Source organism: Falsiroseomonas sp. (genome assembly GCF_030695085.1).
In the GTDB taxonomy this organism is placed as follows: Bacteria; Pseudomonadota; Alphaproteobacteria; order Acetobacterales; family Acetobacteraceae; genus Falsiroseomonas.
Genome location: NZ_JAUYTS010000126.1, coordinates 1 through 26844, shown reverse-complemented (window position 1 = coordinate 26844; position 26844 = coordinate 1). Strand labels below are relative to the sequence as shown.

The following is a 26844-nucleotide window of genomic DNA, read 5'->3' as shown; positions in this document are numbered from 1 at the left end:
CGCCTAGTGTCGCTCGTAGATCAGCCTTGCGCGCACCGTGCCGGGCAGGGCGCGCAGCTCGGCCAGGATCAGCTCCGCCTCCGCCCGCGCCTCGACGCTTTCCACCACCACATAGCCCAGCTCGGAATCCGTCTGGTAGTACTGCGCGGCGATGTTCAGCCCGCGCCGGCCGAAGCAGGCATTCATCTGGGACAGGATGCCGGGCGCATCGCGGTGCAGATGCGTCCAGCGCGCGCCGGTCGGACGGGCCGGAAGCTGCACCTGCGGCAGGTTGACGCTGCCCATGGTGGCGCCGGTATCCGAATAATCGACCAGCTTGCGCGCCACTTCCTGCCCGATGCGGTCCTGCGCCTCCGCCGTGCTGCCGCCGATATGCGGCGTCAGGATGACGTTGGGCAGGCCCTGCAGGGGGGAGACGAAGGCCTCGCCATTCCGCTTCGGCTCCTCGGGGAACACGTCCAGCGCGGCGCCCAGGATGCGCTTTTCCCGCAGCGCCGCGGCCAGCGCATCGACATCCACCACCGTGCCGCGGGCATTGTTGATGAAGACGGCGCTGGGCTTCATGGCGGCGAATTGCCGGGCGCCCATCATGCCGATGGTGTCCGGCGTCTCCGGCACATGGATGGTGACCACATCCGATTGCGTAAGCAGGTCGTGCAGGTTGGCGGCAGGCGTCGCATTGCCATGCGGCAGCTTGCCGGTGTGGTCGTGGTACAGCACGCGCATGCCGAAGGCCTCGGCCAGCACCGATAACTGGCTGCCGATATTGCCGTAGCCGATGATGCCCAGCGTCTTGCCGCGCATCTCCCAGCTATTGGCGGCGGATTTGTCCCAGCCGCCGGCATGGGCGGAGTTGGATTTGTCGACGATGCCGCGCATCAGCATCACGGATTCCGCCAGCGTCAGCTCCGCCACGCTGCGGGTGTTGCTGAAGGGCGCGTTGAACACCGCGATGCCGCGCCGGGCGGCGCCCCGCAGATCCACCTGGTTGGTGCCGATGCAGAAGCAGCCGATGGCAATCAGCCGGTCGGCGGCGGCCAGCACCTCCTCCGTCACCTCGGTGCGGGACCGGATGCCGAGGATATGCACACCCTTCACCGCATCGATCAGCGCCTGGCCTTCCAGCGCCTTCTTTTCCCGCTGGATGGTGACGTAGTCAGCCTGGCCGAACAGATCCACCGCGCTGTCGGCGATGCCTTCCAGCAGCAGGATCTTGATGCGGCCCTTGGGGAGGGAGATGCGGTCGTTCATGCGCCTGGCCGAGTTGAAGCCGGCGCCTTCTGCGCCCTTCAGGCCGCCCCGGCAAGGCCCGGCGCTACCCCGTGCCCCACATCAGGCCCGGCTGTTCGGCTGCACCCGCCGCCTTCGGGGTCAACGGCACCTCCAGCCGGCAGGCCAGGCCCTCGGCCCGCCAGTCGAGCTGCAGCCGGCCGCCGAGCTGGCGCCGCACCGTGCCATCCAGCACCCTGGTGCCGAAGCCGAGGCGCTGCGGGGCACCGGCCAGCGCCGGTCCGCCACGCTCGGTCCAGTCCAGGCGCAACCGCCCGTCCTGCACGGACCAGCACACTTCCAGCCGCCCCGTCTGCGCCGAAAGCGCGCCGTGCTTGAAGGCGTTGGTCGCCAGTTCATGCACGATCATGGTCAGCGGTTGCGCCGTGCCGGGCGGCAGCGCCACGGTCGGACCCGTCAGGACCACCCGAACCGCCCGTTCCTCGCCCAGGAAGGCGGTCAGCTCGCCGGCCAGCAGCGCGCCGAGATCGGCGGCCGCCCAGCGATCGGCCGCCAGCAGCGTGTGTGCGCGGGCGAGTGCGGCCACGCGGCCCTGCAGGGCCAGGGCGTAGCTGTCCACGTCATCGGCCTGGGTCATGCGGATCATCGCCTGCACCACGGCCAGCACGTTCTTGGCGCGGTGGTCCACCTCCCGCGCCAGCAGGGTCTGGCGTTCCTCCGCCTGCCGCCGGTCGGTGATGTCGAGCACGGAACCGACATGGCCAAGATAAGTGCCGTCTTCCGCCAGCCGTGGCTGCGCTGCATCAATCGCGTAGCGCCAGGTCCCGTCCGCATGGCGCAGCCGGTAGTCCAGGCGCAGCGGCGACTTGGTGCGGGTCGCGTCCTCGAATTTCCGCTCCGCCGCTGGCCGGTCCGCCGGATGCACGGCATCCAGCCAGCCATGGCCAAGGCCGGTGGCCGGGGTCTGGCCGGTGAAGGCGTACCAGCTCTGGTTGAGATGGGTGCAGTCGCCGTTGCGGTCGGTCACCCACATCATGGCCGGCGTCGCGTCCAGCAGGGCGCGGAAGCGCCCCTCATTCTCCCGCAGGGCCTGTTCGGCCAGCACTTGGCCGGTGGTTTCGATCGCGCTGCAAAACATGCCGACGATCCGGCCGTCATCATCATGCAACGGGCTGTAGGAGAAGGTGTACCAGGTGTCCTCGGGGTAGCCGTGGCGGGTCATCACCAGGTGCATGTTCTCGCGCCAGGTTGATTCGCCGGCCAGGGCGCGGTCGACCAGCGGCTTGATGTCCGGCCAGATATCGGACCACACCTGTTCGAAGGGCCGGGCGAAGGCAGCCGGGTGGCGCGGGCCGAGGATGGTGGCGTAGGGCTGGTTGTACAGAAAGGTCAGCTCCTCGCCCCAGGCGAGGAACATCGGCTGACGCGAATGCATCATCAGGCGGTAGACGGCGGCCAGGGCCGGGGGCCAGTCCTCCCTCGGGCCCAGCGGGGTCCCCGACCAGTCGATCTCTGGGAAAGGCATCTCTCTGTCGTCTCTCCGGCCGCATTCGCGGCCTCGAAGCTGGCCACGCAACGACAACCCCTGGCCGGGCAACAGGTCGCACGGTCACTGTTCAACACATGTTTAGCACGCGGAACGTGGCGCGGGTTGGGCAGCGCGGCTTCGTTGCGCTGGCCGATACGTTCAGCGCGCGGCGAGATCCACCAGCACCCCCGCCAGCACCGCCGCCCCGGCGGCAACCTGCGACGGCGTGGAATATTCCGCCGGATGATGGCTGATCCCGCCGCGGGAGGGGATGAAGATCATCCCGCTCGGGCAGACCGGCACCAGGAATTGCGCGTCGTGGAAGGCGCCGGAGGGCATCCGCTTCACGCCGAGTCCAAGGGCGCGCGCCGACGCCTCGATCGAATCCTGCACCATGGGGTCGAAGCGGGCGGGCAGGGCGTTGAAGGTTTCCGTCACCGTGGCGCGGCACTTCGCCATGGCGGCGTGGATGGTGGCGGCAATGGCATCGCCGCGCGCCGTCAGCACCGCCGCTTCCGGGTGGCGCAGGTCGATGCTGAAACGCGCCAGGTCGGCGACCGTGTTGGAGGAATTCGGAAATACCTCGACCCGACCAACGGTAAAGCGCAGCACGTCGTCAGGGTCGCTGGTCAGCGCGTTCAGCGCGGAAATGGCGCGCACCATGTCCTGCACGGCGTCCTGGCGCAGCGACAGGGGCGCGGTGCCGGCATGGTCGGTCTTGCCGGCGATCTCCACCAGGAACCAGCGGCTGCCCTGGATGCCGGTGACGACGCCGATATCCAGCCCCTCCGCCTCCAGCAGCGGGCCCTGCTCGATATGCGGTTCGATATAGGCGAAGGGGGTGTAGCCGAGCGGGCGGCGCGGAATACCGGCCTCCGCCGCCAGCAGCCGGGCCAGTTCGTCACCGAAGCGCAGCCCGTCCCTGTCCCTTACATCGTCCCAGGTGTTCGGCGGGCGAAACCCGGAAAAAGCCATGCTGCCCATGCAGCCGGGGGCGAAGCGGCCGCCTTCCTCATTGGTCCAGGCGACAATTTCGATGGCGCGCTTGGTGGTGATGCCCGCCTCACGGATCGCCTGCACCGCCTCCAGCGCCGCCAGCACGCCCCAGATGCCGTCGAAGCGGCCGCCCTTCGGCTGGCTATCCATGTGGCTGCCGGCCAGCACCGCGGGCAGGGAGGGGTCCGTGCCCTCATGCCGCAGGAACAGATTGCCCAGCGCATCGACGGATGGGGCAAGGCCGAGCGGCTGCGCCCAGGACAGCAGCAGTCGCCGGGACTGCTGGTCCAGGTCGGTCAGCGCCGCGCGGTTCACGCCATCGCCCGGAATGGCGCCGAGTTGCGCCATCTGCATCAGCCGGTCCCATTGCCGCTGCTCGCTGACCTGCATCGCCTGCTCCTGCCTCATCCGGCGGGCGTAACAGCCTGCCGCCGGATGTGAAAGCGGATGCGCTACCAGCCCGCCAGCGCCTTCTCAACCCGCGCGACAAAGGCCGCGCATTCCGGGCGGCTGCGATGGTCCATGCGGGTCAGGGTGTACCAATCCGTGCGGCAGTTGCGGGCACAGAGCCGGCGGATGCCGCGGTTCAGCAGCTTGCGGTCGATGCGGCCAATATACCACAGCAGCCAGTTGGGCGAGCCATAGGTGGTGACCACGCCGATGCGCTGGATGTTGGTCAGCAGCGGCGTGATAGCGCCCTCGCCGAGTTGGAAGGCCACGCCCGGCGCCCAGATGCGGTCGAACCAGCCCTTCAGCATGGCGGGCATGCCGTACCACCAGGTTGGATAGACCAGCAGCAGCGCATCGGCCCGGCGCAGGCTTTCGACATGGTCCTCGATGCCGGCCAGATTCGCGGGCAGTTCGTGGTAGCGGCCGCGTTCCTCGGCGGACAGCACGGGGTCGAAGCCCTCCGCGTATAAATCGCGCAGTTCCACCACATGGCCGCGCGATTCCAGCGCGCGGCGGGCGGCATCGCGCAGGGCGGCGGAGAAGCTGTCCGCGCGGGGGTGGCAATGGATCATCAGCACGCGCATGGCGGAGGGGCCTTTGTGGGACTGGCACGCCTCATGCAACGCTCCGGGCCGATACCGCAACGGAGATATGCCGCCGATGATGTCCGCCCCCGTCCTCGCCCGGCGCGCCGCCGATCTGCGCGGCTTCCGCATCGCGCCGGGCGACAGCAACTACTTCGCCTGCCTGTTCGACCCGGTGGCGGATGGCGTGTCCTTCACCCTGGTTATCGAGATTTTCGAGCCGGGCGGCCGCACCCCGCCCAACACGCACCAGGTGGCGGAGGAATGCTTTTTCGTGCTGAAGGGCGCGGGCAAGGCCTATGCCGACGGGGTGGAGATGCCGGTCGGCCCTGGCGATGCCTTCGTGCTGCGGCCGGGCGTCGAGCATGTCCTGGTGAACGACACCGCCGAGAAGCTGTATTGCCTGACCTTCATGGCGCCGAATGAGGGTTTTGCGGAACTGATCCGCGGCGGCGTTCCAGTGGAACTGACCGCGGAAGACATCGCCGTGATCGCCGGCACGCCCTGATGCGCGTGCTGTACCTGTATGCCCACCCGCTGCCCGAGAGCTTCCACGCCGCCATCCGCGACGCCGCCCGCGAGGGCCTGCGCCAGGCCGGCCATGTGGTGGATCTGTGCGACCTGTATGCGGAGGGCTTCAACCCGGTGCTGTCGGCCGAGGAACGCCGTGGCTACCACGCCATCCCGGACAACCGCGCCCCGGTGGAGGACTACGTCCGTCGGCTGGAGCAGGCGGAGGCGCTGGTGCTGTCCTTCCCCACCTGGTGCTTCGGCCTGCCGGCCATCCTGAAGGGCTGGATGGACCGGGTGCTGCTGCCCGGCGTGTCCTTCCGGCTGGAGGATGGGGTGGCGAAGCCCAACCTGCTGCATCTCCGCAAGGTGGCCGGCATCAGCACCTATGGCCGCCCGCGCTGGACCGCCATGCTGGCGGGTGACCCGCCGCGCAAGGCCGTCACCCGCTATTTCCGCCTGCTGACCGCCGGGCGGGCGGAAATCGGCTACCAGGCGCTGTACGACATGAACCGCGCGGATGACCGCCGCCGCGCCGCCTTCCTGGCGCAGGTGCGGGGCCGGATGGCACGGTTCTGAACCAACCCCTTGCCCTCGCCGCCTCGTGAGGCGATCTTGCACCCAATCGATTGCATGGGAGGAACAGGAAGATGATCGGACGCAGGCTGGTACTGGCTGCCACAGGGGCGGCCGTCGGCGCGCTCGCCGCGCCAGGCGTGGTGCGGGCGCAGGCCGCGTGGCCCACCCGCCCCGTGCGGATCGTGGTGCCCTTCGGCCTTGGCGGGTCCGCCGATGTCGCGGCGCGCTTCCTGGCGGAGCCACTGTCGCAGGCCTTCGGCCAGCCCTTCGTGGTGGAAAACCGCCCCGGCGCCGGCGCCACCATCGGCACCGATGCGGTGGCGAAATCGGCGCCCGATGGCCACACGCTGCTGCTGATGTCCAACACCCATACGGCCAATGAGACGCTGCTGCCGAACCGGCCCTATGTGCTGATGCGGGACTTGGCGCCGGTCGCGGCCATCAACATCGCCCACCATGTGCTGGCGGTGCATCCCTCGCTTCCGGCCAGCAACCTCCAGGAACTGATCGCGCTGCTGCGCGCCAATCCGGGTAAGTACGACTATGCCTCCTCCGGCCCCGGCACGCCCTATCACGTGGCGGGCGAGGTGTTCCTGGCGATGGCCGGCGTGACGGCAACGCATGTGCCCTTCCGCGGATCGAACGAGGCGCGCACCGCCGTGATCGGCGGCACCGTGCCGATCATGTTCGACGCCATCCCCACCATGCGCCCGCAGATCGAGGGTGGGCTGGTGCGCGGCCTGGCCACCACCGGCCCGCAGCGCAGCCCGCTGATGCCCGAACTGCCCGCGGTGGCGGAAGCGCTGCCGGGCTATGAGGCCTCCATCTGGCTCGGCTTCATGGCACCCGCGGCGACGCCCGCGGCACTGCGCCAGCGCATCAATGCGGAGGTCAACCGCATCCTGGCGCTGCCGGCGACGGCGGCAGCGCAGGCCAGGCTCGGCGCGCAGCCCATGGCGATGTCGATGGAGGCTTTCGACGCCTATCTGCGCGCCGACATCACCAAGCAGGCGGAATTCATCCGCATGGCGAAGATGACGCCCACTTGAGCACCAGCTTCCATTTGAACGGCGCGGCGGTGGCCGCGCCGATCGCGCCGGAGGCGTCGCTGCTGGCGGCTTTGCGCGGCCCGCTCGGGCTGTCCGGCACAAGGTTCGGCTGCGGCGCGGAGCAATGCGGCGCCTGCCTGGTGCTGGTGGATGATCATCCTCAGTTTGCCTGCACGCTGCCGGTCTCGGCGGTGGCGGGGCGGCGGGTGACCACCGTGGAGGGGCTGGGCACGCCAGACTCCCCGCATCCGGTGCAGCGGGCGCTGCTGGAATTGCAGGCGGGGCAATGCGGCTTCTGCCTCTCCGGCATCCAGATCCGCGCCGTGGCCTTGCTGCGCGAAACGCCGCGGCCGAGCGAGGACCAGGTGCGGGCGGCGCTGGAGCCGCATCTCTGCCGCTGCGGCAGCCACAACCGCATCCTGCGCGCCATCCTGCGGGCGGCGGAGGAGATGGCCCCCATGGAGGCCGCGCCCAGGGGGGCCACGCCATGAACCTGGCATTTCTTGGGCCGCAGCCCGCCGACGGCCGGCCGAAGCTGCCCGGCAGTCTCCAGGTGAACCGGCGGCTCGACCAATGGCTGCGGATGCTGCCCGAGGGCGCGGTGGTGCTGACGCCGGGCAAGGTGGAGCTGGGGCAGGGCATCCTGACCGCGCTCGCCCAGATCGCGGCGGAGGAGCTGGATGTGGCGCTGCCCCGCATCCGCGTGCAGGCGGCGGCCACGCCGACCAGCCCGGATGAGGCGGTGACCAGCGGCAGCCTCTCCGTGCAGGAATCCGGCATGGCGATCCGCCACGCCTGCGCCGAGGCGCGCGGCATTTTCGTTGGTGTCATCGCGCAGCGCAGCGGTGTGTCGCGCGAGGACATCGTGGTGCGGGACGGTGATTTCGTGGCGCCGGATGGGCGTGTGCTCGGCAGCTACTGGTCGCTGGCGGAGGCCGCGCTGCTGGCGGTGGAAGCGACGCCGGATGCGACGCCGAAGCGCGCGGATCAGCGCCGGGTCACCGGCACCTCCGCGGCACGGCTCGACCTGCCGGAGAAGGTCTTTGGGGCGCCGCGCTTCATTCAGGATCTGCGCCTGCCCGGCATGCTGCACGCCCGCATGGTGCGGCCGGCAGCGCGTGGGGCGAAGCTGGTCTCCCTGCGCGACGGCGCGCTGCCCAATGGTGCCACCATCCATCGCGACGGCAGCTTCCTGGCCGTGCTGGCGCCAGAGGAACATGAGGCGGAGGCCGCCGCCCTGCGGGTGGCCGCGCGCGCCGAATGGGCGGTGCGGGACACGCTGCCGGACCACACCGAATCCTGGCTGGCCGGGGCGCCCGGCGAGGCCAGCACCGTGCTGGACCGCGTCGCCGAAACGCCCGAACCGGCGCATCGCGTCTCAGGCCGATTCTTCCGACCCTTCGTCACCCACGCCTCGATCGGCACCTGCTGTGCCCTGGCGCAGTGGGATGGCGCACGGATGCGGATCTGGAGCCACAGCCAGGGCATCTACAATCTGCGCGCCGATCTGGTGAAGGCGATGCACCTGCCGGCCGAGGCCTTCCATATCCAGCACGTCGAGGGCGCCGGCTGCTACGGCCATAACGGCGCCGATGACGTGGCGCTGGAAGCAGCCCTGCTGGCCCGTGCCCATCCCGGTGTGCCGGTGCGCGTGCTGTGGAGCCGGGCGGAGGAACTCGGCTGGGGCCCCGTCTCCCCCGCCATGCTGGTGGATGTGGCGGCAGAGGCGGATGCCGAGGGCACGCTGCTGCGCTGGACCCAGCATGTCACCTCCAACGGCCATTCCGGCCGGCCGGGGCGCGGCGCGCTGCCGACGCTGCTCGCGGCCTCGATCCTGGCCGAACCTTTCGCCGTGCCCAACGCCATCAACCCGCCCTTGGCCGGTGGCGGCGGTGCGCAGCGCAATGCGGTGCCGGGCTACGCGATTCCGGCGCTGCATGTCGGCATGACGCATCTGGCCGAAATGCCCGTCCGCACCAGCGCGCTGCGCGGCCTCGGTGCGCTGGCGAATGTCTGGGCGATCGAGAGCGTGATGGACGAGATGGCGGCCAAGGCCGGCGCCGATCCGCTGGCCTACCGGCTGCGCCAGATGGAGGATGCCCGCGCGCGGGACGTGCTGACCCGCGCCGCGGAGATGGCGAACTGGTCCGGCCGCGTGAAGCGGGAAGGTTTCGGCCTCGGCCTCGCCGTCGCCCGCTACAAGGGCACCGGCGCCTGGTGCGCGGCGGTGGCGGAGATCGAGGCGGCGGAGCGGGTGTTCTGCCGCCGCCTGTGGCTCGCCGCCGATGTGGGGGAGGTGATCAACCCCGACGGCACGCTGAACCAGATCGAGGGCGGCGCCATCCAGGCCACCTCGCTGTGCCTGCTGGAGCAGGTGCGCCACGATGCGCGCAACGTCCTCGCCGGGAGCTGGGAGGACTACCCGATCCTGCGCTTCTCCGAGGTGCCGCAGGTGGAGGCCACGCTGGTGGCGCGGCCGGAGGCACCGCCGCTGGGGGCGGGCGAATGCAGCATGGGGCCGGTGATCGGCGCCATCGCCAATGCGATTGCGGATGCCCTGGACATCCGGCTCCGCCACTGGCCATTCACGCCCGAGAACATCGCCAAGGCCATTGAACCGACATGCCCAAACTGACCCTTGCCTGCACCCGCAGCGACCGCACCCAGCCGATTCTGGATGGCCGCATCGCCGTCGAGGGCCAGGAGATCGTGGCGACGGCCGGGGAGCCGGAGGAGCTGTTCCGCATCGCGATGCGGGAGGCGCGCTACGACATCACCGAACTCTCCATGGCCAGCCACATCCTGTCCGTGGCGCGGGGTGACAGCCAGTATATCGGCGTGCCGGTGTTTCCCTCCCGCGCCTTCCGGCATTCGGCCATCTATATCCGCACGGACCGGGGCATCACCGGGCCGAAGGACCTGACCGGGCGGACCGTCGGCGTGCCGGAATACCAGCAGACCGCGGCGATGTGGGTGCGCGGCATGATGCGGACCTACTACGGCGTGTCGATGTCCAGCATCTCCTGGCGCTCGGCCGGGGAACGCACGCCGCTGTCGCTGCCGCCCGAGATCGACATGCAGGTGATCGGGGAGGGGGAGACGCTGGAGACGATGCTGGCGGAGGGCCGCATCGACGCCTTCATCGGCCCGCGCCCGCCCGCCTGCTTCCTGGATGGCAGCGCCCCGGTGGCGCGGCTGTTCCCCAACAGCCGGACGGAGGAGGAATCCTACTGCCGCGCCACCGGCTTCTTCCCGATCATGCATTGCATCGCCATCCGCCGCAGCCTGGTGGAGGATCGCCCGGGGCTGGCCATGGCCGTGCACCATGCCTTCACCGCGGCCAAGGACCAGGCGGTGGCGGACCTCAGCATGGGCAATTTCCTGCGCGTCTCGTTGCCCTGGATCGTGGCGGAAGCGGCGGCGCAGACGGCGATGCTGGGCGGCGACCCCTGGCCCTACGGCTTCACCCGCAACCGGGCGGAACTGGATGCCATGTGCCGCTATGCCAAGGCCGATGGGTTGACGGCACAGGCCGTTGCGGTGGAGGAGTTGTTCGACAAGACCACGCACGGCACCTGAAGGCCGCTGCGAAATGGGAGGAAAACAAGAATGACCCAGATCACCCGCCGTGCCGGGCTCGGCGCCATGGCCGCCCTGCTGGCCGCGCCCAACCTGGCCCGCGCGCAGACCTCCACCATCCGGATCGTCGTGCCCTTCGGCCCGGGCGGGTCCACGGATTCGGTGGCGCGGCTGGTCTCGCCAGGCTTGCAGCAGCGGCTTGGCGCCACGGTGCTGGTGGAAAACCGCTCCGGCGCCGCGGGCTCCATCGGGGCGGATATCGTCGCCAAGGCGCGGCCGGATGGGCAGACCTGGCTGCTGACCTTCGACAGCCACGCCACCATCCCGGCCCTGCTGCGCAACCCGCCCTTCGATGTGCTGAAGGACCTCGACCCGGTCATGCATATCGGCGGCTCGCCCTATGCGGTGGCGACGCGGCCGGACAAGCCGTTCCAGACCATGGCGGATGTGGTGGCAGCGGCGAAGGCGCGGCCGGATGCGGTCTCCTACGGCTCCACCGGCAATGGCACGATCGGGCATCTTTCCATGATCCGGCTGGCGGAGAAGGCCGGCATCCGGATCACGCATGTGCCCTATCGCAGCGGTGGCCTGGCGGTGAATGATGCGGTCGCCGGCCATGTGGACATGATGATCGGCAGCGCCGCGCTGATGCTGCCGCATATCTCCGGCGGATCGCTGCGCCCGCTGCTGCAATTCGGCCCGCAGCGCCTGTCCCGCCTTGCGGACACCCAGACCGCCGCCGAGGCCGGGTTCCCGGGCATGGAGGCCGAGGCCTGGTGGGCCGTCTTCGCCCCGCGCGGCACGCCGGCGGAGCTGGTCAACCGCATGAACACCGCCTTGCGTGAGACGCTGTCCGAGGAACGCGCCCGGACGGTGATGACGGAGACGCAGCAGGCCCGCCTTGTGCTGTCCTCGCCCGCCGAATGCGGCACCTTCTTCCAGGGGCAGGTGGAAACCTGGGGGGCGCTGGTGCGCGCCGCCAACATCCAGCCGGATTGAGGTGGCGCGGGGGGGGTTCAGCCCTCCCGCACCAGCACCGCCACCGCATCCTCCCGGTAGCGGGCCAGCCCCTGCTGCCGGAAGCCAAGCTTGGTCGCCACGCGCAGGGACCCGGCATGGGCCGGGGCGATGATGCAGAAGCAGGGGCGGGCGAGCCAGGCCAGTGCGGCCGCCGCCCCCTCCGTCGCCAAGCCGCGCCCCTGGGCGTGCGGCGCCAGGACCCAGCCGATCTCGGGCAGCGCGGGCGCCGGCGGGTCCATGGCGCGCTGGAAATCGGCGAAGCCGAGATCGCCGAGAAACCGGCCGGTCGCCCTATCCTCCACCGCCCAGTAGCCGAAGCCGCAAAGCCGCCAGAGCCCGGCATAGCGCAGCAACCGCGCCCAGCTTTCCTCCCGCGTGGAGGGCCGGCCGCCGATATGGCGGGTGACCTCCGGATCGGCCCACAGGGCGGCCAGCGCCTCGAAATCCGCCGCGACATGGGGGCGCAGCCGCAGGCGCGGCGTCTCCAGCACCGGGGTCGCGGCGCCGGCGGTCATGCCAGGCCCGGTGCGCCATCCGGCCGCAGGCCCCGCGCCGTGTCCCGGCGCCGCAGCCAATGCACCAGCGGCAGCGCCGCCAGCACCATCCACAGCTTGCCCAGCACCTGGCCCGGCAGCAGGTCCAGATTGCCGAAGGCGAGCCAGAGGAAGATGGCGCTGTCGATCACCAGCCCGACCAGGCTGCTCGCCAGCACCGCCCGCACCAGCCCGCGCCGCTGCAACGGCGTATAGACGGCCATATCCGCCGTTTCCGAAAGCAGGAACGCCACGGCCGAGGCGAGGACCAGCGATGGCGGTGCCACCAGGGCGGACAGCGCCGTGCCGGCCAGGATGGCGCCGAAGCCCCAACGCACGCCAAGCCGCCGCTGCACCAGGTCCCGCAGCACCAGCGCCAGGCCGATCATCAGCACGCCGGAGGGCGCCATGATGCCGGGCGCGACGGGAATCAGGCAGGGCCCCTGCGGCACGCAATAGGTGCCGACATTGCCGATCAGCCAATTGGCCGCGGGGATGCACAGCGCGAAGCCGGCGAGGAACAGGAAGCCTTGCTGGCGGCCGGTCATGCGAATGTCCTGGGATTGGTGGCTGCCGGCCGGCCTTGTGCGCCGGGCGGCCAAAGGCCGCGCCCGTCATGCCTTTGGCGTGCCTGCGGCACGATTGAGGGTGCTACTTGCACTGATATTTTCTCCATCCCGCGGCGCGCAATTCGCAGGCCGGGCAGGTGCCGCAGCCCGCACCCCATTCATGCGGCGTCCGGTCGCCGAGGTAGCAGGAATGCGTCACGGTCCTGATCGAGTCGATCAGCGCCGGCCCGCCCAGCTTCTCCGCCAGTTCCCAGGTCGCCGCCTTGTCGCGCCACATCAGCGGCGTGTGCAGCACGAAGCGGCGCTCCATGCCGAGGTTGATGGCGACCTGCAGCGCCTTGATGGTGTCGTCCCGGCAGTCCGGATAGCCGGAGTAATCGGTCTCGCAGACGCCCGTGACGATGTTCCTGATGCCCCGGCGATAGGCGAGCGCGGCGGCAAAGGTCAGGAAAATCAGGTTGCGGCCGGGCACGAAGGTATTGGGCAGGCCGCCCGTCTCCATCTCGATGGCGACGTCGCGGGTCAGCGAAGTCTCGCTGATGCCACCCAATGCGCGCAGGTCCAGCACATGGTCGGGGCCGAGCTTCGCGGCCCAGCCCGCATCGCGGCACAGCGCGTCCCGCATCGCGGCGCGGGTTTCCAGCTCGATCACATGGCGCTGGGCGTAGTCGAAGCCGAGCGTCTCCACATGGCCGAAGCGGTCCAGCGCCCAGGCGAGGCAGGTGGCGCTGTCCTGCCCGCCGCTGAACAGCACCAGCGCGGCATCATCCCTCATGCAACGAGCCTTTCAGCCGCCCAGCGGGCGCAATCCGCCACCGTTTCATCCACGTCCGCGCATAGCGCCTGCGCCACGGGGTGCAGCGACGCATCGGCGGAATTGCCAATGGCGACCAGCACGTTGCGCACGAAACGGTCGCGGCCGATGCGCTTGATCGGGCTGCCGCTGAATTTTGCGCGGAATCCCGCATCATCCAGCGTCGCCAATTCCGCCAGGCGCGGCGCGGTCAGCTCGGCGCGTGGCAGCAGGCCAGGCTCCTCATGAATTCGAGCAAATTTGTTCCAGGGGCAGACGGCAAGGCAGTCGTCGCAGCCATAGATGCGGTTGCCCATCAGCGGGCGCAGATCGGCGGGGATCGGCCCGCGATGCTCGATGGTGAGGTAGGAAATGCAGCGCCGCGCATCGAGGCGATAGGGCGCGGGGAAGGCATCGGTCGGGCAGACATCCAGGCAGGCCCGGCACGACCCGCAATGGTCGCGCTCCGCCACATCCGGCGCCAGGTCCAGCGTGGTGAAGATCTCGCCGAGGAACAGCCAGGACCCATGGCTGCGAGAAACCAGATTGGTGTGCTTGCCCTGCCAGCCCAGCCCCGCCTGCTGCGCCAGCGGCTTTTCCATAACCGGCGCGGTATCGACGAAGACCTTCAGCGGCTGACCCTTGAAGCGATGCGCCATGAACTGGCCGAGCGCCTTCAGCCGCTTCTTGACGATGTCGTGGTAGTCCCGGTTGCGGGCATAGACGCTGATGGTGCCGCGGTCGCGCCAGGCGAGGCTTTCCATCGGGTCCGTTTCCGGCCCGTAGTTCAGGCCGAGCGAAATGACCGAAACCGCCTCCGGCCACAGCGCGCGGGGGTGGGCGCGCTGTTCGGCGCGCGCCTCCATCCAGCCCATGTCGCCATGCTGGCCTTCCGCCAGGAAACGGCCGAGCCGCTCGCGCGCCTCAGGCGCCAGATGGGCGCGGGCGAAGCCCACCGCATCGAAGCCGAGGCGCAAAGCCTCGGCGCGGATCTCCTCACCCGCGCTCCCCATCCCCTTGCCGCTAGCCGCGGCCACGGTACCCAGGCACGTCCTGGGCCGGGATCCAGACCCCCGCCGGGGCTTCGCCGGACTGGAAAAACACGTCGATCGGGATGCCGCCGCGCGGATACCAGTAGCCACCGATCCGCAGCCACTCGGGCGCCAACTCGTCGATCAGCCGCCTGGCGATGCCCACGGTGCAGGATTCATGGAAGGCCCCGTGGTTGCGAAATGCGGTGAGGTACAGCTTCAGCGACTTGCTCTCCACCAGCCAGTCGCCGGGGATGTAGTCGATCACCAGATGCGCGAAATCCGGCTGGCCGGTCATCGGGCAGAGCGAGGTGAATTCCGGCGCGGTGAAGCGTACGCAATAGCGCGTGCCGGGATGCGGGTTGGGCACCCGTTCCAGCACCGCCGCATCCGGGTTGTCCGGCGCGCCGGCCTGGCGGCCGAGCAGGGTCAGCCCGCTGGTATCGGTGGAAATCGAGGGTTCGGTCACCGCCTGTGTTCCGCTAGCCTTGGTTGGCCGGCGCTATAGCAGCGGGGCGGGCAGGGGGCGAGGAGAGCTCGTCGGTGCTCGCAGCCCAGCCGGCCTCGATCGCCGTCGCCTCGGCCTCGAAGCGGCCTTCCAGGATCGCCGTCCGCAGCCGGGTCATCAGGGTCTGGTAGTAGCGGATATTGTGCCAGGTCAGCAGCATCGGGCCGAGCATCTCCTCCGCCTTGATCAGATGGTGCAGATAGGCGCGCGAATGGTTGCGGCAGGCGGGGCAGTCGCAATCGGGGTCCAGCGGCCGGGTATCCTCGGCGTGCCTTGCGTTCCGCATGTTCAGCACGCCGCGGCTGGTATAGGCCCGCCCGGTGCGGCCGGAGCGCGTCGGGATCACGCAGTCGAACATATCGACGCCACGCCGAACCGATTCGATCAGGTCCGACGGCGTGCCCACCCCCATCAAATAGCGCGGGGCATCCTGCGGCAGCATAGGCGCGGTGAAATCCAGCACGCGCAGCATCTCCGCCTGGCCCTCGCCCACCGCGAGGCCGCCAATGGCGTAGCCCTCGAAGCCGATCGCGGTCAGCGCGGCCACGCTTTCGCGTCGCAGATCCTCGAAGACGCTGCCCTGGACGATGCCGAACAGCCCATGCCCCTCCCGCGCCACGAAGGCCTGGCGCGACCGCGCGGCCCAACGCATCGACAGGCGCATGCTGTCGGCGGCCTGGTCGTGGGTGGCGGGGAAGGGGGTGCATTCGTCGAAGCACATGGTGACGTCAGCCCCCAGCAGGTTCTGGATCTCGACGCTGCGTTCGGGGGTGATGCGGTGCTTCGAGCCGTCGATATGGCTCTGGAAGGTCACGCCATCCGCATCCAGCTTCCGCAGGCCGGACAGGGACATCACCTGGAAGCCGCCGGAATCCGTCAGGATCGGTCCGTGCCAGTCCATCATCTTGTGCAGCCCGCCGAGGCGGGCCACGCGTTCCGCCCCCGGCCGCAGCATCAGGTGGTAGGTGTTGCCGAGCACCATGCGCGCACCCGTTGCCCGCACGGAATCGGCGGTCATCGCCTTCACCGTGCCGGCGGTGCCGACCGGCATGAAGACCGGCGTTTGCACCTCGCCATGCGCGGTATGCAGCACGCCAGCCCGCGCCGCGCCGTCGCGCGCTGCCATCTTCCAATGCAGGGTCATTCGGCAGAGTCCTGGTCGCAGCGGAACAGCAGGCTGCCGTCGCCATAGGAGAAGAAGCGGTAGTTCTCGCGGATCGCATGCGCATACGCCGCGCGCATCCGGCGCGTGCCGGCGAAGGCCGAGACCAGCATCAGCAGCGTCGATTTGGGTAAGTGAAAATTGGTCAGCAGCGCATCCGCCGCGCGGAAGCGATGGCCGGGCAGGATGTAGATGCCGGTCAGGCCACGGAACGGCGCCACCATGCCATCCTCCCCCGCCGCGCTTTCCAGCGTCCGGAGCGCGGTGGTGCCGACCGCCACGATGCGCCGGCCGGCGGCGCGCGCGGCGTTGATGGCGGCCGCCGAGGCCTCCGGCATCTCGCACCATTCCTGATGGATGCGATGGGCCCGCGGGTCGTCATCCCGCACCGGCAGGAAGGTGCCGGCGCCGACATGCAGCGTCACCGGCACCCGCGTGATGCCGCGCGCCTCCAGCGCCGCCAGTAGCCGGTCGGTGAAGTGCAGGCTGGCGGTCGGCGCCGCCACGGCGCCGGGGTTTCGCGCGAAGATGGTCTGGTAGTCGGCCGCATCCTCCGCGCCCGGCTTGCCCTCGCGCTGGATATAGGGGGGCAGGGGGATCTCGCCGGCCATCTCCAGCGCCGCGGCCAGCGCTGCCTGGTCCGGGCCGAAATCGAACAGCGCGGAGCCGCCTTCCTGGCGTTCCACCACGCGCGCGGTGCAGCCGGGCGCGCCTTCGATCTCCACCACATCGCCGACGCGCAGCCGCCGGGCATTGCGGACCAGCGCCTGCCACAGCCCGCCACCCTCGGCGCGGTTCAGCATGATCTCGATGCGCGCCTCGCCGCGGCGGGCCTTCAGCCGGGCCGGGATGACGCGCGTGTCGTTCACCACCAGCACGTCGCCCGGCTCCAGCAGCCCCGGCAGGTCCAGCACGCCCTGGTCCGACACCCCATCCGCCCGCACCACCAGCAGCCGCGCCGCATCGCGCGGTCGCACCGGGGACTGCGCGATCAGCCCTTCGGGAAGGGCGAAATCGAAATCCTCGGTTCGGAGGGAGGGTTGGGGGGGCGCCTCGGGCATGGGCGCGGCATGTGACGCGACCCGCCCGGCTTGTCCAGTTGGATCATCCAGCCGGGTGCCAGAGCACCACGTCGCTCGTCGCCGAGGTCTCGCCATCGGTCACCCCGACCACGGCGGAGATATCCACCTGGCCGCGGCCGGGCACCTCGAGCGTCGGCGGCTCGACATTGACGATCCGCGATCCGGCCGGGGCTTCCACATGGCCGGCGGGGCGCGCCTCGGTGGAGGGGGTATCGGCATCGCCGGCGCTGGTGGCGCTGCCGCGCCCGGCATACCCCACGCCTTCCATCGGCGCGAAGGAATAGCGGGCCTCCGCCGGGCCGTCCGGGTGCTGCGTCTCGTAGCGATAGAGGGGGAAGCGTTCGGCCATGCGCGCGGTCCTGTCCTGTTCGGGACTGCAACGCCGGGGGCGCCTCGGCGGTTGCGATCCGCTCAGGCGCGGACCAGGCCCCGCATCGCCGGTGCCGCGTTGCTGCCGGGAAAGGCGCGGGCCACCGCGGCCTCCGGCAGGCGGAGATGGTCGCGCAGCAGGCCCTTGGCGACGCTGCGCAGATCCAGGCTGGGTTGCAGGTCCCGGTTCTCGAACAGCTTGTCCTCCGCCAGGCCCGGCCAATCCGCCAGCACCCGGCCACCGGCCACGGCGCCACCGGCCAGGAAGGCAACGCCGCCGGTGCCGTGGTCCGTGCCCATGCTGCCATTGATGCGCGCGGTGCGGCCGAATTCGGTCACCACCAGCACGGCGGTGCGGGTCCAGTGTTCGCCCAGGCTGTCCCGAAGCTCGCCCAGCCCGCTATCCAGCGCGCGCATCGGCCCCAGGATTCGGCCGGCCTGTCCGACATGAGTGTCCCAGCCGCCCAGCTCGAGGGCTGCCACGCGCGGCCCGGCGGCTTCCGCCAGCAGCCGTCCGGCGATGCCGGCCAGGCGCGGGAAGGTAACACGCTCACGGCTGGTTTCCGTCTCGCCCAGCGCCTGGGCCGCGAAGCCCCGGGCGCGCATGCCCTCCGCAAAGCTCGGGCCGAGGCGCGGATCGGCCTCTTGCAACGCCGCCAGCCGGTACATCAGCTCGGCCGCTGGCCGGTCCAGCCCGGGCGGGGCATAGGCGCCGACCGGCGCGGCACCGCGCAAAAGCAAGGGCACGCCGGTGCCGACGGCCAGCCCGGTGCGCGCCTGTTCGCCTGGCGGCAGCGCCTGCAGGGCGCGGTTCAGCCAGCCGCTGGCCAGGCGCTGGGCGCTGCCGGCTTCCAGCAGGTCCTGCGCCTCGAAATGGCTGCGGCTGCGATAGGGGCCGGCCACCGCATGCAGCACCATGGCCTGGTTTGCCTGGTACATCGCATGCAGGTTGGCCAGCGCCGGATGCAGGCCGAACAGGCCGCCGAGGTCGAGCAGCGCATTTTCCTGCCCCGGCTCACCTCGTCCAGGCTCCGGCAAGGCCAGCGGGCCGCGCAGCGGCGCGAGGCCCGGGTCGCCATAGGGCTGCACCGCATACAGCCCATCCAGCGCGCCGCGCAGCAACACCACCACCAGCCGCCGATCCCCTGGCGCCTCGCCTAAAGCGAGACGGGACTTGCCGGCCGCGAAGCTGGCGCCAAGGCCGAGCAGCAGGCCGCGGCGGCCGATGCGGAAGGAAGCGTGCGGGGCGTCGCGGCTGGGCGCGCTGATCGGTACGTTCATCGATGCATGAACTCCGGGCTGCCAAGTAAAAGGGTCAGCGAATCGCGCATCGAACCGGCGCGGCGCATCGCCTGCGCCGTCTCGGCCCGGCCGAGCGGGCCGAGCGCCGCCTCGGCCACGGCCATCCCGTCCAACCGTTCCATCCGGCCGGCCAGGGTGAAGGCCCAGTCGATCCGGCGCATCAGCGCATCCGGCGTCGCCCATTCGGCGGCGATGTCGGGCCAGCCGATCGGCTGCGGTGCGATCCAGAGCGGCTGGCCGAGGCTGGCCAGGGCCCCGAGCATCGGCCGGGCCTCACGCGCCGTCCGGCCCATCGCCCGGCTGGCGGCCAGGACATAGTCCACCGGCGCCCGCAGCTTGGTCAGGGGTGGGTCCCAGGCCTGCGGCAGGGCGACGAGGGCGCGGCTGGTCTCGGCCAGGTCGCCCTTGCTGTCCCGCAGCGCCCATTCCAGCGTCCTGACGGCCTCGGGCGGCGGATTGTCCGCCACGAAATGCCGCGCCAGCTTCACCGCCAGATGCCGCCAGGTAGCGGGGTGTTCGGCCAGCAGGCGCAGCGCCGCCTCACCGGCGGCTTCGCCGGGGCCGAAGCGCCGGCCAAGCAGGAATTTCTCACCCGGTTCATGGGCATTGGCGCGGAAGCGGAAGCCAGGCGTGTCGCCAGCGCCGGTGCTGGCGCCGGTGAAGGTCCAGCCGGTCAGGATCTTGGCCAGTTCCTGGACGTCGTTCTGGGTGTAGCCACCGGCGGGGGAAAGGGTGTGCAGCTCTAGCATTTCCCGCGCCAGGTTCTCGTTCAGGCCGCGGCGTGAGCGACGGCCGGTCGGGCTGCCCGGCCCGATCGAGCTCCAGTTATCGAGATAGATCAGCATCGCCGGATGCCGCGCCACCGCCACGACCATATCCGCGAAGCGGCCGGTGACATGCGGGCGAATCGCCTCCCGCTCATAGCTGCCGATCAGCACGGAGGTGCTGCCGGCGCGGCGGCTGACGGTGAAATGGTTCATCCAGAAATCGACCAGCCTTTCCCGGAACGGCTGCTCCGCCTCCAGCCGCCGCGCGGCCCAGCCCTCGGTTTCCTGCCGCAGCAGGGCGGCGATGGCAGCCCGGGTCTGTTGCGGGTCTCCCTCCGGGTCGCGGGGGCGGCGGGCCACGATATCCGCCTCGCGGATGGTCAGCGCCTCCGCGAGGCTGACGCCGTCCGGCGGGGGCGCCTGCTGATCGATCTGCTCCAGCAGCCACGCCTGCGGCTGCGCCGGGGGAGCCTCCCCAAGCCTGAGACCCAGGCCGAAGCGGATGGCGGCGATATGCCCAAGCATGCTCATGGCGATAGCATACCACAACAAGCGCGCGCTTGGGGTAACAGCTCGTGACAACGCGTTGCGCGCTACCCCCGTGCATCCTGAGCGCGGCATGCGGCGAGTGCTTGCAAAAACCGTTGGGAGAGGGCATGTCCCGCCTCGACAAGCTTAGAGTCGGACAAACTCTCGGAACCATGGCGCGGGCGGCAACGGGCGGAAGCTCGATGTCGAACCCGCTTTCGCGTATGGAGACCCATCGTGGCGCGCACTGAACTGGCCCTGATCCGCAACATCGGCATCACCGCGCATATCGATGCCGGTAAGACGACCACGACCGAGCGGATCCTGTACTACACCGGCAAGTCCCACCGTATCGGTGAGGTGCATGACGGCAACACCACGACGGACTACATGGCGCAGGAGCGTGAGCGGGGGATCACCATCACCTCCGCCGCCGTGACGGCGATCTGGAAGGATCACCGGATCAACGTCATCGACACCCCCGGCCACATCGACTTCAACATCGAGGTCAACCGGTCGCTGCGCGTGCTCGACGGCGCCATCTTCATCATCGAGGGCGTGGCCGGCGTGCAGCCGCAGTCCGAGACGAACTGGCGCCTGGCCGACCGCTACAACGTCCCGCGCATCATCTTCATCAACAAGCTGGACCGCACGGGCGCCGATTTCTATCGCGCCGCGGACACGCTGACCGAGAAGCTGGGCATCAACTGGGTGGCCCTGCAGCTGCCGATCGGCATCGAGGACACCTTCAAGGGCGTCGTCGACCTGGTGGAGATGAAGGCGATCGTCTGGTTCGGCGATGAGCTGGGCGCGCAGTACGAATACCAGGAGATTCCGGACGACCTGAAGGAAAAGGCCGCCGAGTATCGCCAGAAGCTGGTCGACACCGCCGTCGGCATCGATGAGACGGCGATGGAGGAATACTTCGACAAGGGCGACGTGACCGTCGAGACCCTGAAGAAGTGCATCAAGAAGGGCACCATCAGCGGCGAGTTCCGCCCGGTGCTGTGCGGCACCGCCTTCAAGAACAAGGGCGTGCAGCCGCTGCTCGACGCCGTGCTGGACTACCTGCCGAGCCCGATCGACATCCCGGGCATCAAGGTGGCCCCGGCCGAGGGCGAGGATGAGACCGCCGACCGCCGGATCATACCGGCCGATGCGGACGCGCCCTTCGCCGGCCTCGCCTTCAAGATCATCAACGACAAGTACGGCAACCTGACCTTCGTGCGCGTCTATCGCGGCACGCTGCGCCAGGGCGACATGGTGATGAACACCACCAAGGACTCGCGTGAGCGCATCGGCCGCATGTTCCAGATGCACGCCGACAAGCGTGAGGAAATCAAGGAAGTGTTCGCCGGCGACATCGCGGCCTTCGTGGGTTTGAAGGACACCGGCACGGGCGACACCCTGGCCGATGCCGCCGACCCGGTGATCCTGGAGCGCATGGCCTTCCCGGTGCCGGTCATCGACATCTCCGTCGAGCCGAAGACCAAGGAGGGCGTCGAGAAGATGACGCTCGGCCTGCAGAAGCTGGCGGGCGAAGACCCCAGCCTGCGCCTGCGCACGGACCAGGAAACCGGCCAGACCATCCTGTCCGGCATGGGCGAGCTGCACCTCGAGATCATCGTCGACCGGCTGATGCGCGAATACGGCGTGGACGCCCATATCGGCGCCCCGCAGGTGGCCTATCGCGAAACGATCACCAAGAGCCACACCGAGATCTATACCCACAAGAAGCAGTCCGGTGGCTCGGGCCAGTACGCCGAGGTGAAGATCACCTTTGAGCCGAAGGAGCGCACCGAGGGTGTCGAGTTCGTCAACGGCACCACCGGTGGTTCGGTGCCGCGCGAATACATCCCGGCTGTGGAAAAGGGCATCCGCGTTCAGGCCGATACCGGCGTGCTGGCCGGCTTCCCGACGGTGGACTTCAAGTACACCCTGGTGGACGGCAAGTACCATGACGTCGACTCGAGCGCCCTGGCGTTCGAAATCGCCGCCAAGGCCTGCTTCCGCGAAGGCATGAAGAAGGCCGGCCCGGTGATCCTGGAGCCGATCATGGATGTGGAAGTCACCACGCCGTCCGACCATGTCGGCGACGTCGTTGGCGACCTGAACCGCCGCCGTGGCGTCATCCAGTCGCAGGACATGGCGGGCACCTCCGTCATCGTGCGCGCCCATGTGCCGCTGAAGGAAATGTTCGGCTACATCTCGAACCTGCGTGGCATGACCAAGGGCCGCGCCAGCTTCTCGATGCAGTTCCACCACTACGACCCGGTGCCGCGCAACGTCGCCGAGGAAATCATGAAGAAGTCCGCCTGATCCCTCCGGGATCGGCGACCGGCATGCGGCGCGGGGGGCAACCCCCGCGCCGCTTGTCGTTTCAGCGCTTCAGGAAATGCGTGCCCAAGGCATCCAGCACCAGCCTGCCGTCGCGCGCCGTGGCCACCAGGTAGCGCAGCTTCGCCACTGCCATGTCCGGCTTGCTGCGGCTGGTGCGGATCTCCTCCACCACCAGGCGCATCGTCACCGGCTCATCCGGCTCAAGGGGTGTGGGCCAGACCAGCGTTGCGCCGCCCCCGGCCAGGTTGATCCCGGACAGCAGCCCGCTGCGGATCAGGTGGCCAACGGTGGCGGAATAGGTGTGCAGCCCGCTGGCCACCAGCCGTCCGAATACGGAATGCCGCGCCGCTTCCTCATCCAGGTGGAAGGGCTGCGGGTCCCAGCGCGCGGCGAATTCCAGCACCTCCGCCCGCGGCAGCACGAAGCCGCCGAGGTCGAAGGACCGGCCGGGCGCAAGGTCATCCGCCGAGCGCAGCGGCGTCATGCGGCATTCGGCACCGGGGACCGGCGGAAGCCGCGCGCCAGCATCACCAGCCAGATCATCAGGGTAAGGACACCCAGCGTGCCGGCGATCGGGCGGCTGAAGAAGTCCAGGAAGGCGCCATCGGCCTTGATCATGGACTGCACGAAGGTCTGCTCCAGCATCTCCCCCAGCACCAGGCCCAGGATCAGCGGCGCGATGGGGATGCCATGTTCCTCCATGATCCAGCCGAGGATGCCCATGGCCAGCATCAGCACCACGCCATACAGGCTGTTGGTCATGGCGAAGCTGCCGACCAGGCAGAACAGCAGGATCACCGGCAGCAGCAGGTTGCGCGGCACGCGCAGGATCTGCCGGGCGGATTTGATCGCGGCATAGCCCAGCGGCAGCATGATGAGATTGGCCAGGATGAAGATCAGGAACACCGAATAGATGAGCTGCGGGTTTTCCTGGAACACCGTCGGCCCCGGATTCATGCCCTTCATGTAGAGCACGCCGATGACGATGGCGGTGATGCTGTCGCCCGGGATGCCGAAGACCAGCGCCGGGATCCAGGCGCTGCCGAGCGCCGAATTATTGGCGGAGGTCGCATCGACAATGCCCTCCACCTCCCCGGTGCCGAACTTTTCCGGCTGCTTGGAGAAGCGCTTGGATACGGCATAGCTGATCCAGGCGGCGATATCGGCGCCAGCGCCGGGCAGGGCGCCGATGGCGGTGCCGATGAAGCTGCCGCGCAGGAAGTTCACCCAGTAGCGGCGGAACACGCCGCCGAGGCCACGGAACAGGTTTCCCACCGCCTGGGTGACCACCTTGGTGGTCGCATCCACCGTCACCGCGCCGCGCATCAGCTCGCTCACCGCGAACATGCCGATCATGGTGGCGATGAAATTCACCCCGCCCATCAGGTTCACATCGTCGAAGGTGAAGCGCGGGAAGCCGGCGGCCGGGTCGATGCCCACGGTCGCCAGCAGCAACCCGAAGAACAGCGAAAGAAAACCCTTCACCGGATCGGCGTTGGACATGAAGACGGCGCAGGTCAGGCCGAGGCAGGCCAGCCAGAAATACTCATAGGAGGAGAAGTTGATAGCGACTTCCGCCAGCATCGGCGCGAAGGCGATCAGCACCGCCACCCCGATCAGCCCGCCGCCAACGGAGAATACGAGGTTGACGCCCATGCAGAGGTTCAACTGGCCCTTCTGCGTCATGGCGTAGGATTCATCGGCATAGGCGGCGGAGGCCGGCGTGCCGGGCATCCGCAGCATGGCGCCGGGGATGTCACCCGCGAAGATCGCCATGGTGGTCGCGGTGACGATGGCGCCAAGTGCCGGCACCGGCGGCATGAAGAAGGTGACGGGCACCAGCAGTGCGGTGGCCATGGTGGCGGTCAGCCCCGGCATGGCGCCGACGAACATGCCGAATATGGCGGACAGGCCGATCACGGCCAGGACGAAGGGGTCGAAGACCAGCCCGAAGGCCTGGAGCAGCGGGTCCATCAGCCGGTCCTCACAACACGCTGTCGAGGATGCCGCGCGGCAGCGGCACGCGCATCAGCCCGGCGAAGAACCAATGCACCAGCAGGGTCATCCCCGCCGCCACCGGCAGCGCCACCACGGGCCGCGCCTTGAACCACAGGAACAGGCCGAGCAGCAGCAGGAAGGCGGTCGGGATGAAGCCGAGCGGGTCGGAGACCAGGATATAGGCCACCGCCGCAAGCGGGATCAGCAGGAAGGAGATCAGCCGCGCGGGCTGCATCACCCATCCCTCGACCACCAGCAGCGGCGCGCGGCTCCGCACTCCGCGCAGCACCAGCACCAGCGCGCATAATCCGATGCCGGTGGCGAGGATGCGGGGGAACAGGTTCGGTCCGTAATCCTGGCCGGGGAAGGCAGGGAAGAAGCTGGTCAGCCACCAGATCCACCCCGCGAATCCAAGCAGGATCGCGCCCAGCAGGGCATCGTTCAATCGCATATTCGGTCTTCCGGACGGCGCCCAGGCAAAGGGGGCGGCGGCGCCGCCCCCCCGGAAACTCAGCCGCGCGCCAGGCCCGCGCCGCGCATCGCCTCGCCCATGGCGCGGTCGCCCTCGGCCATGAAGCTGGCGAAGCCGGCCGCGTCCTGCCAGACCGTGCCGAAGCCGCGGCTGGTCATGAACTCCTTGAACTGCGGGTTGTCATAGGCCGCCTTCAGCGCGGTGCCGAGGCGCTGGGCCACCGGCGCCGGCAGGTTCTTCGGCCCGGCAATGCCGCGCCACGCACCGACCGAGTAGTTGATGCCCAGCGTCTCGTTCAAGGTGGGCACCTGGGCGAACATCGGGTTGCGCGCGGGCGCCATGATCGCGAGTGACTTGGCGCGGCCGGCATCGATCATCGCGCGGGCTTCGGGCACCGAGCAGGTGACGATATCGACGCCGCCAGCGGCCAGTTCCTGCATCGCCGGTGCCGCGCCGTTGGAGGGAACCCAGCGCACATGGTCGCCCTTGAGCCCCATCGCCTGCAGCCAGCCGACCAGGGCCAGGTGCCAGATGCCGCCCTGGCCGGTGCCGCTCGCCTTGAAGGTGCCGGCCGGCTGCGCCTTGATGGCATCCGCCAGCGCCTTGATGTCGGCATAGGGCGAGTTGTGCGCCACCTGCACGCCCGGCGGGTCCGAGTTCATCAGCGCCAGCGGCGTGTAGGAATCCGGCTTGAGCTGGGTCAGCCCCTGCCAGTGCATCATGGTGATTTCCACCGTGATCATGCCGATGGTGTAGCCATCCGGCTGCGCCGTCGCGATGGCGGAATGCCCGACCACGCCGGACCCGCCGGTGCGGTTCACCACGTTCACCGGCTGCCCGAGGTCGCGTTCCAGCAGGCTGGCGACGATGCGCGCCGTGGCATCGGTGCCGCCGCCGGCGCCCCACGGCACAATGAGCTGGATCGGGCGGTTCGGCCAATTGCCCTGGCCGAGGGCCGGCACGGCGAGCGGCGCGGTCAGTGCGGCGCCGCTGGCGGCCAGCAGGGTACGGCGGGACAGCAGGGTCATGGAATCGTCTCTCCTCCTCTGCGCCCAGGTTGGTCCCAGGCACTTGCCGGCAGGCTAGGCCGGGTTGCTTGGCGGCTTCAAGCCAGGAGAGCGGCGGCGAGGCAACTTCATTGCGCGGTTACCGGTGTTTCACCGCCGCCGCGGTCAGTCCTCCGCCGCCGCCGCGATCTGCGCCGCCCGATCCACCCCGCAGGCGGCGGCGCGGCGTTGCAGATAGGCGCTGCGATAGACCGCATAGGCATCGAGCGCCTCGGCCTCGATCCGGCCCAGCTCCGTCGAGATTTCGCTGTAGGCCACCATCAGGTCGCCGCCGCGCAAGGGGAGGAAAACCTGCGGCCCGAGCGCCTGGGCCAGCCCTGCGCTGGTCGCCAGCAGCGCCCCGGCATCGCGCAGCGTCGAGGGGCCGAGAATCGGCAGCACCACATAGGGCCCGCTCGGCACGCCCCAGGCGCAGATCGCATCGCCCGGCTGCGCCACGCGCCGCGGCCAGCCCCATTCGGCGGCGCTGTCCCGCACCCCGGCCAGGCCGAGGCTCGAATTGATGCCGAATCGGGCGGTCGCGTGCCAGGCGAGGCCGAAATCGCCCGCCGCCAGCCCGGACAGCACCGTGATGGGCTCGCGCAGATTGGCGAAGGCATTGGCGATGCCGGTGCGGACCGGCGCCGGGGCGTGGGTGACATAGGCCTCCACCACCGGGTCCAGCAGATGCGCCTGCACCAGGCGGTTGAAGCCGTGGATGCGGCGGTTCAGCCCCTCCAGCGGGTCCGAGGCCGCGGAGGCCGGGGCGGCGGCAAGCACCAGCAGCAGTGCGGGCAGAACAACGTGGCGCATCAGGCC

Annotated in this window: 27 protein-coding genes; 8 read left to right on the top strand and 19 right to left on the bottom strand. The window is 69.6% G+C overall.

The annotated features are described in order from the left end of the window. Positions 1–3: 3 nt before the first annotated feature. From serA to Q8S40_RS13945, 4 genes are all read right to left on the bottom strand, one after another. The gene (serA, locus tag Q8S40_RS13960) at positions 4–1251 is read right to left on the bottom strand and encodes a phosphoglycerate dehydrogenase (RefSeq protein ID WP_305670868.1); all 1248 of its coding nucleotides are present in this window, start codon (positions 1249–1251) and stop codon (positions 4–6) included. 64 nt (positions 1252–1315) lie between these two features. Then, positions 1316–2668 (bottom strand): PAS domain S-box protein, encoded by a 1353-nt coding sequence (locus Q8S40_RS13955; RefSeq protein ID WP_305670867.1) that lies wholly within the window; start codon positions 2666–2668, stop codon positions 1316–1318. A 249-nt stretch (positions 2669–2917) separates the two neighbouring features. Next, positions 2918–4162, bottom strand: a complete 1245-nt coding sequence (locus tag Q8S40_RS13950) for a Zn-dependent hydrolase (RefSeq protein WP_305670866.1) — start codon at positions 4160–4162, stop codon at positions 2918–2920. A 44-nt stretch (positions 4163–4206) separates the two neighbouring features. Then, positions 4207–4788, bottom strand: coding sequence for an NAD(P)H-dependent oxidoreductase (locus tag Q8S40_RS13945; protein ID WP_305670865.1), 582 nt, complete (start codon positions 4786–4788; stop codon positions 4207–4209). A gap of 76 nt (positions 4789–4864) precedes the next feature. On the opposite strand from Q8S40_RS13945, the gene Q8S40_RS13940 reads away from it, so the two are divergent. From Q8S40_RS13940 to Q8S40_RS13910, 7 genes are all read left to right on the top strand, one after another. Beyond that, positions 4865–5296 carry a cupin domain-containing protein gene (locus Q8S40_RS13940; protein WP_305670864.1) on the top strand — a complete coding sequence of 144 codons (432 nt, stop codon included), beginning with the start codon at positions 4865–4867 and terminating at the stop codon, positions 5294–5296. Further along, the gene (locus Q8S40_RS13935; protein WP_304813003.1) at positions 5296–5877 is read left to right on the top strand and encodes an NAD(P)H-dependent oxidoreductase; all 582 of its coding nucleotides are present in this window, start codon (positions 5296–5298) and stop codon (positions 5875–5877) included. Before Q8S40_RS13940 ends, Q8S40_RS13935 begins: the two co-directional genes overlap by 1 nt. Before the next feature lie 71 nt (positions 5878–5948). Next, the gene (locus tag Q8S40_RS13930) at positions 5949–6926 is read left to right on the top strand and encodes a tripartite tricarboxylate transporter substrate binding protein (protein ID WP_304813005.1); all 978 of its coding nucleotides are present in this window, start codon (positions 5949–5951) and stop codon (positions 6924–6926) included. Then, a complete protein-coding gene (locus Q8S40_RS13925; RefSeq protein ID WP_305670863.1) occupies positions 6923–7417 on the top strand; it encodes a (2Fe-2S)-binding protein in 495 nt (164 codons plus the stop codon). Before Q8S40_RS13930 ends, Q8S40_RS13925 begins: the two co-directional genes overlap by 4 nt. Then, entirely contained in the window at positions 7414–9561 is a 2148-nt protein-coding gene (locus Q8S40_RS13920; protein WP_305670862.1) for a molybdopterin cofactor-binding domain-containing protein, read from the top strand. Before Q8S40_RS13925 ends, Q8S40_RS13920 begins: the two co-directional genes overlap by 4 nt. Next, positions 9549–10505 (top strand): ABC transporter substrate-binding protein, encoded by a 957-nt coding sequence (locus tag Q8S40_RS13915; protein WP_305670861.1) that lies wholly within the window; start codon positions 9549–9551, stop codon positions 10503–10505. Before Q8S40_RS13920 ends, Q8S40_RS13915 begins: the two co-directional genes overlap by 13 nt. 30 nt (positions 10506–10535) lie before the next feature. Next, positions 10536–11504, top strand: coding sequence for a tripartite tricarboxylate transporter substrate binding protein (locus tag Q8S40_RS13910; protein ID WP_305670860.1), 969 nt, complete (start codon positions 10536–10538; stop codon positions 11502–11504). Between the two features lie 17 nt (positions 11505–11521). On the opposite strand, the gene Q8S40_RS13905 is transcribed toward Q8S40_RS13910, so the two are convergent. The 10 genes from Q8S40_RS13905 to Q8S40_RS13860 form a co-directional block, all read right to left on the bottom strand. Beyond that, a complete protein-coding gene (locus Q8S40_RS13905; RefSeq protein WP_305670859.1) occupies positions 11522–12040 on the bottom strand; it encodes a GNAT family N-acetyltransferase in 519 nt (172 codons plus the stop codon). Continuing rightward, on the bottom strand, positions 12037–12606 hold the full coding sequence (locus Q8S40_RS13900) for a VUT family protein (RefSeq protein WP_304813018.1): 570 nt from the start codon (positions 12604–12606) through the stop codon (positions 12037–12039). Before Q8S40_RS13900 ends, Q8S40_RS13905 begins: the two co-directional genes overlap by 4 nt. A 103-nt stretch (positions 12607–12709) precedes the next feature. Continuing rightward, complete coding sequence (gene queC / locus Q8S40_RS13895) at positions 12710–13402, bottom strand: 7-cyano-7-deazaguanine synthase QueC (RefSeq protein WP_305670858.1); 693 nt, start codon at positions 13400–13402, stop codon at positions 12710–12712. Continuing rightward, entirely contained in the window at positions 13399–14433 is a 1035-nt protein-coding gene (queG, locus tag Q8S40_RS13890; RefSeq protein ID WP_305670892.1) for a tRNA epoxyqueuosine(34) reductase QueG, read from the bottom strand. The genes queC and queG overlap by 4 nt, the downstream gene beginning before the upstream one ends. Before the next feature lie 10 nt (positions 14434–14443). Further along, positions 14444–14920: a preQ(1) synthase gene (gene queF, locus Q8S40_RS13885; protein ID WP_370690797.1), complete on the bottom strand. Its 477-nt coding sequence runs from the start codon at positions 14918–14920 to the stop codon at positions 14444–14446. 13 nt (positions 14921–14933) lie between these two features. Next, positions 14934–16103, bottom strand: coding sequence for a tRNA guanosine(34) transglycosylase Tgt (gene tgt / locus Q8S40_RS13880; RefSeq protein ID WP_305670857.1), 1170 nt, complete (start codon positions 16101–16103; stop codon positions 14934–14936). Then, complete coding sequence (gene queA / locus Q8S40_RS13875; protein WP_305670856.1) at positions 16100–17182, bottom strand: tRNA preQ1(34) S-adenosylmethionine ribosyltransferase-isomerase QueA; 1083 nt, start codon at positions 17180–17182, stop codon at positions 16100–16102. Before queA ends, tgt begins: the two co-directional genes overlap by 4 nt. A gap of 43 nt (positions 17183–17225) precedes the next feature. Continuing rightward, complete coding sequence (locus Q8S40_RS13870; RefSeq protein WP_304813032.1) at positions 17226–17552, bottom strand: hypothetical protein; 327 nt, start codon at positions 17550–17552, stop codon at positions 17226–17228. Positions 17553–17614: 62 nt separating this feature from the next. Further along, the gene (locus Q8S40_RS13865; RefSeq protein WP_305670855.1) at positions 17615–18853 is read right to left on the bottom strand and encodes a DUF1501 domain-containing protein; all 1239 of its coding nucleotides are present in this window, start codon (positions 18851–18853) and stop codon (positions 17615–17617) included. Then, the gene (locus Q8S40_RS13860; protein WP_305670854.1) at positions 18850–20172 is read right to left on the bottom strand and encodes a DUF1800 family protein; all 1323 of its coding nucleotides are present in this window, start codon (positions 20170–20172) and stop codon (positions 18850–18852) included. The genes Q8S40_RS13865 and Q8S40_RS13860 overlap by 4 nt, the downstream gene beginning before the upstream one ends. A 234-nt stretch (positions 20173–20406) precedes the next feature. Between Q8S40_RS13860 and fusA the strand changes: the two genes are divergently transcribed. Then, the gene (gene fusA, locus Q8S40_RS13855; protein WP_304813039.1) at positions 20407–22488 is read left to right on the top strand and encodes an elongation factor G; all 2082 of its coding nucleotides are present in this window, start codon (positions 20407–20409) and stop codon (positions 22486–22488) included. A gap of 61 nt (positions 22489–22549) precedes the next feature. Here fusA and Q8S40_RS13850 read toward each other — a convergent pair whose 3' ends face one another. The 5 genes from Q8S40_RS13850 to Q8S40_RS13830 all read right to left on the bottom strand — a co-directional run. Then, entirely contained in the window at positions 22550–22993 is a 444-nt protein-coding gene (locus Q8S40_RS13850) for a MaoC/PaaZ C-terminal domain-containing protein (protein ID WP_305670853.1), read from the bottom strand. After that, positions 22990–24483, bottom strand: a complete 1494-nt coding sequence (locus tag Q8S40_RS13845) for a tripartite tricarboxylate transporter permease (protein ID WP_305670852.1) — start codon at positions 24481–24483, stop codon at positions 22990–22992. The genes Q8S40_RS13850 and Q8S40_RS13845 overlap by 4 nt, the downstream gene beginning before the upstream one ends. Positions 24484–24493: 10 nt before the next feature. Continuing rightward, complete coding sequence (locus tag Q8S40_RS13840; protein ID WP_304810297.1) at positions 24494–24958, bottom strand: tripartite tricarboxylate transporter TctB family protein; 465 nt, start codon at positions 24956–24958, stop codon at positions 24494–24496. Between the two features lie 59 nt (positions 24959–25017). Next, positions 25018–26007 carry a tripartite tricarboxylate transporter substrate binding protein gene (locus Q8S40_RS13835; RefSeq protein ID WP_305670851.1) on the bottom strand — a complete coding sequence of 330 codons (990 nt, stop codon included), beginning with the start codon at positions 26005–26007 and terminating at the stop codon, positions 25018–25020. 144 nt (positions 26008–26151) lie between these two features. Beyond that, positions 26152–26844: VacJ family lipoprotein (locus Q8S40_RS13830; protein WP_305670850.1), on the bottom strand; the 693-nt coding region annotated here is incomplete at its 5' end.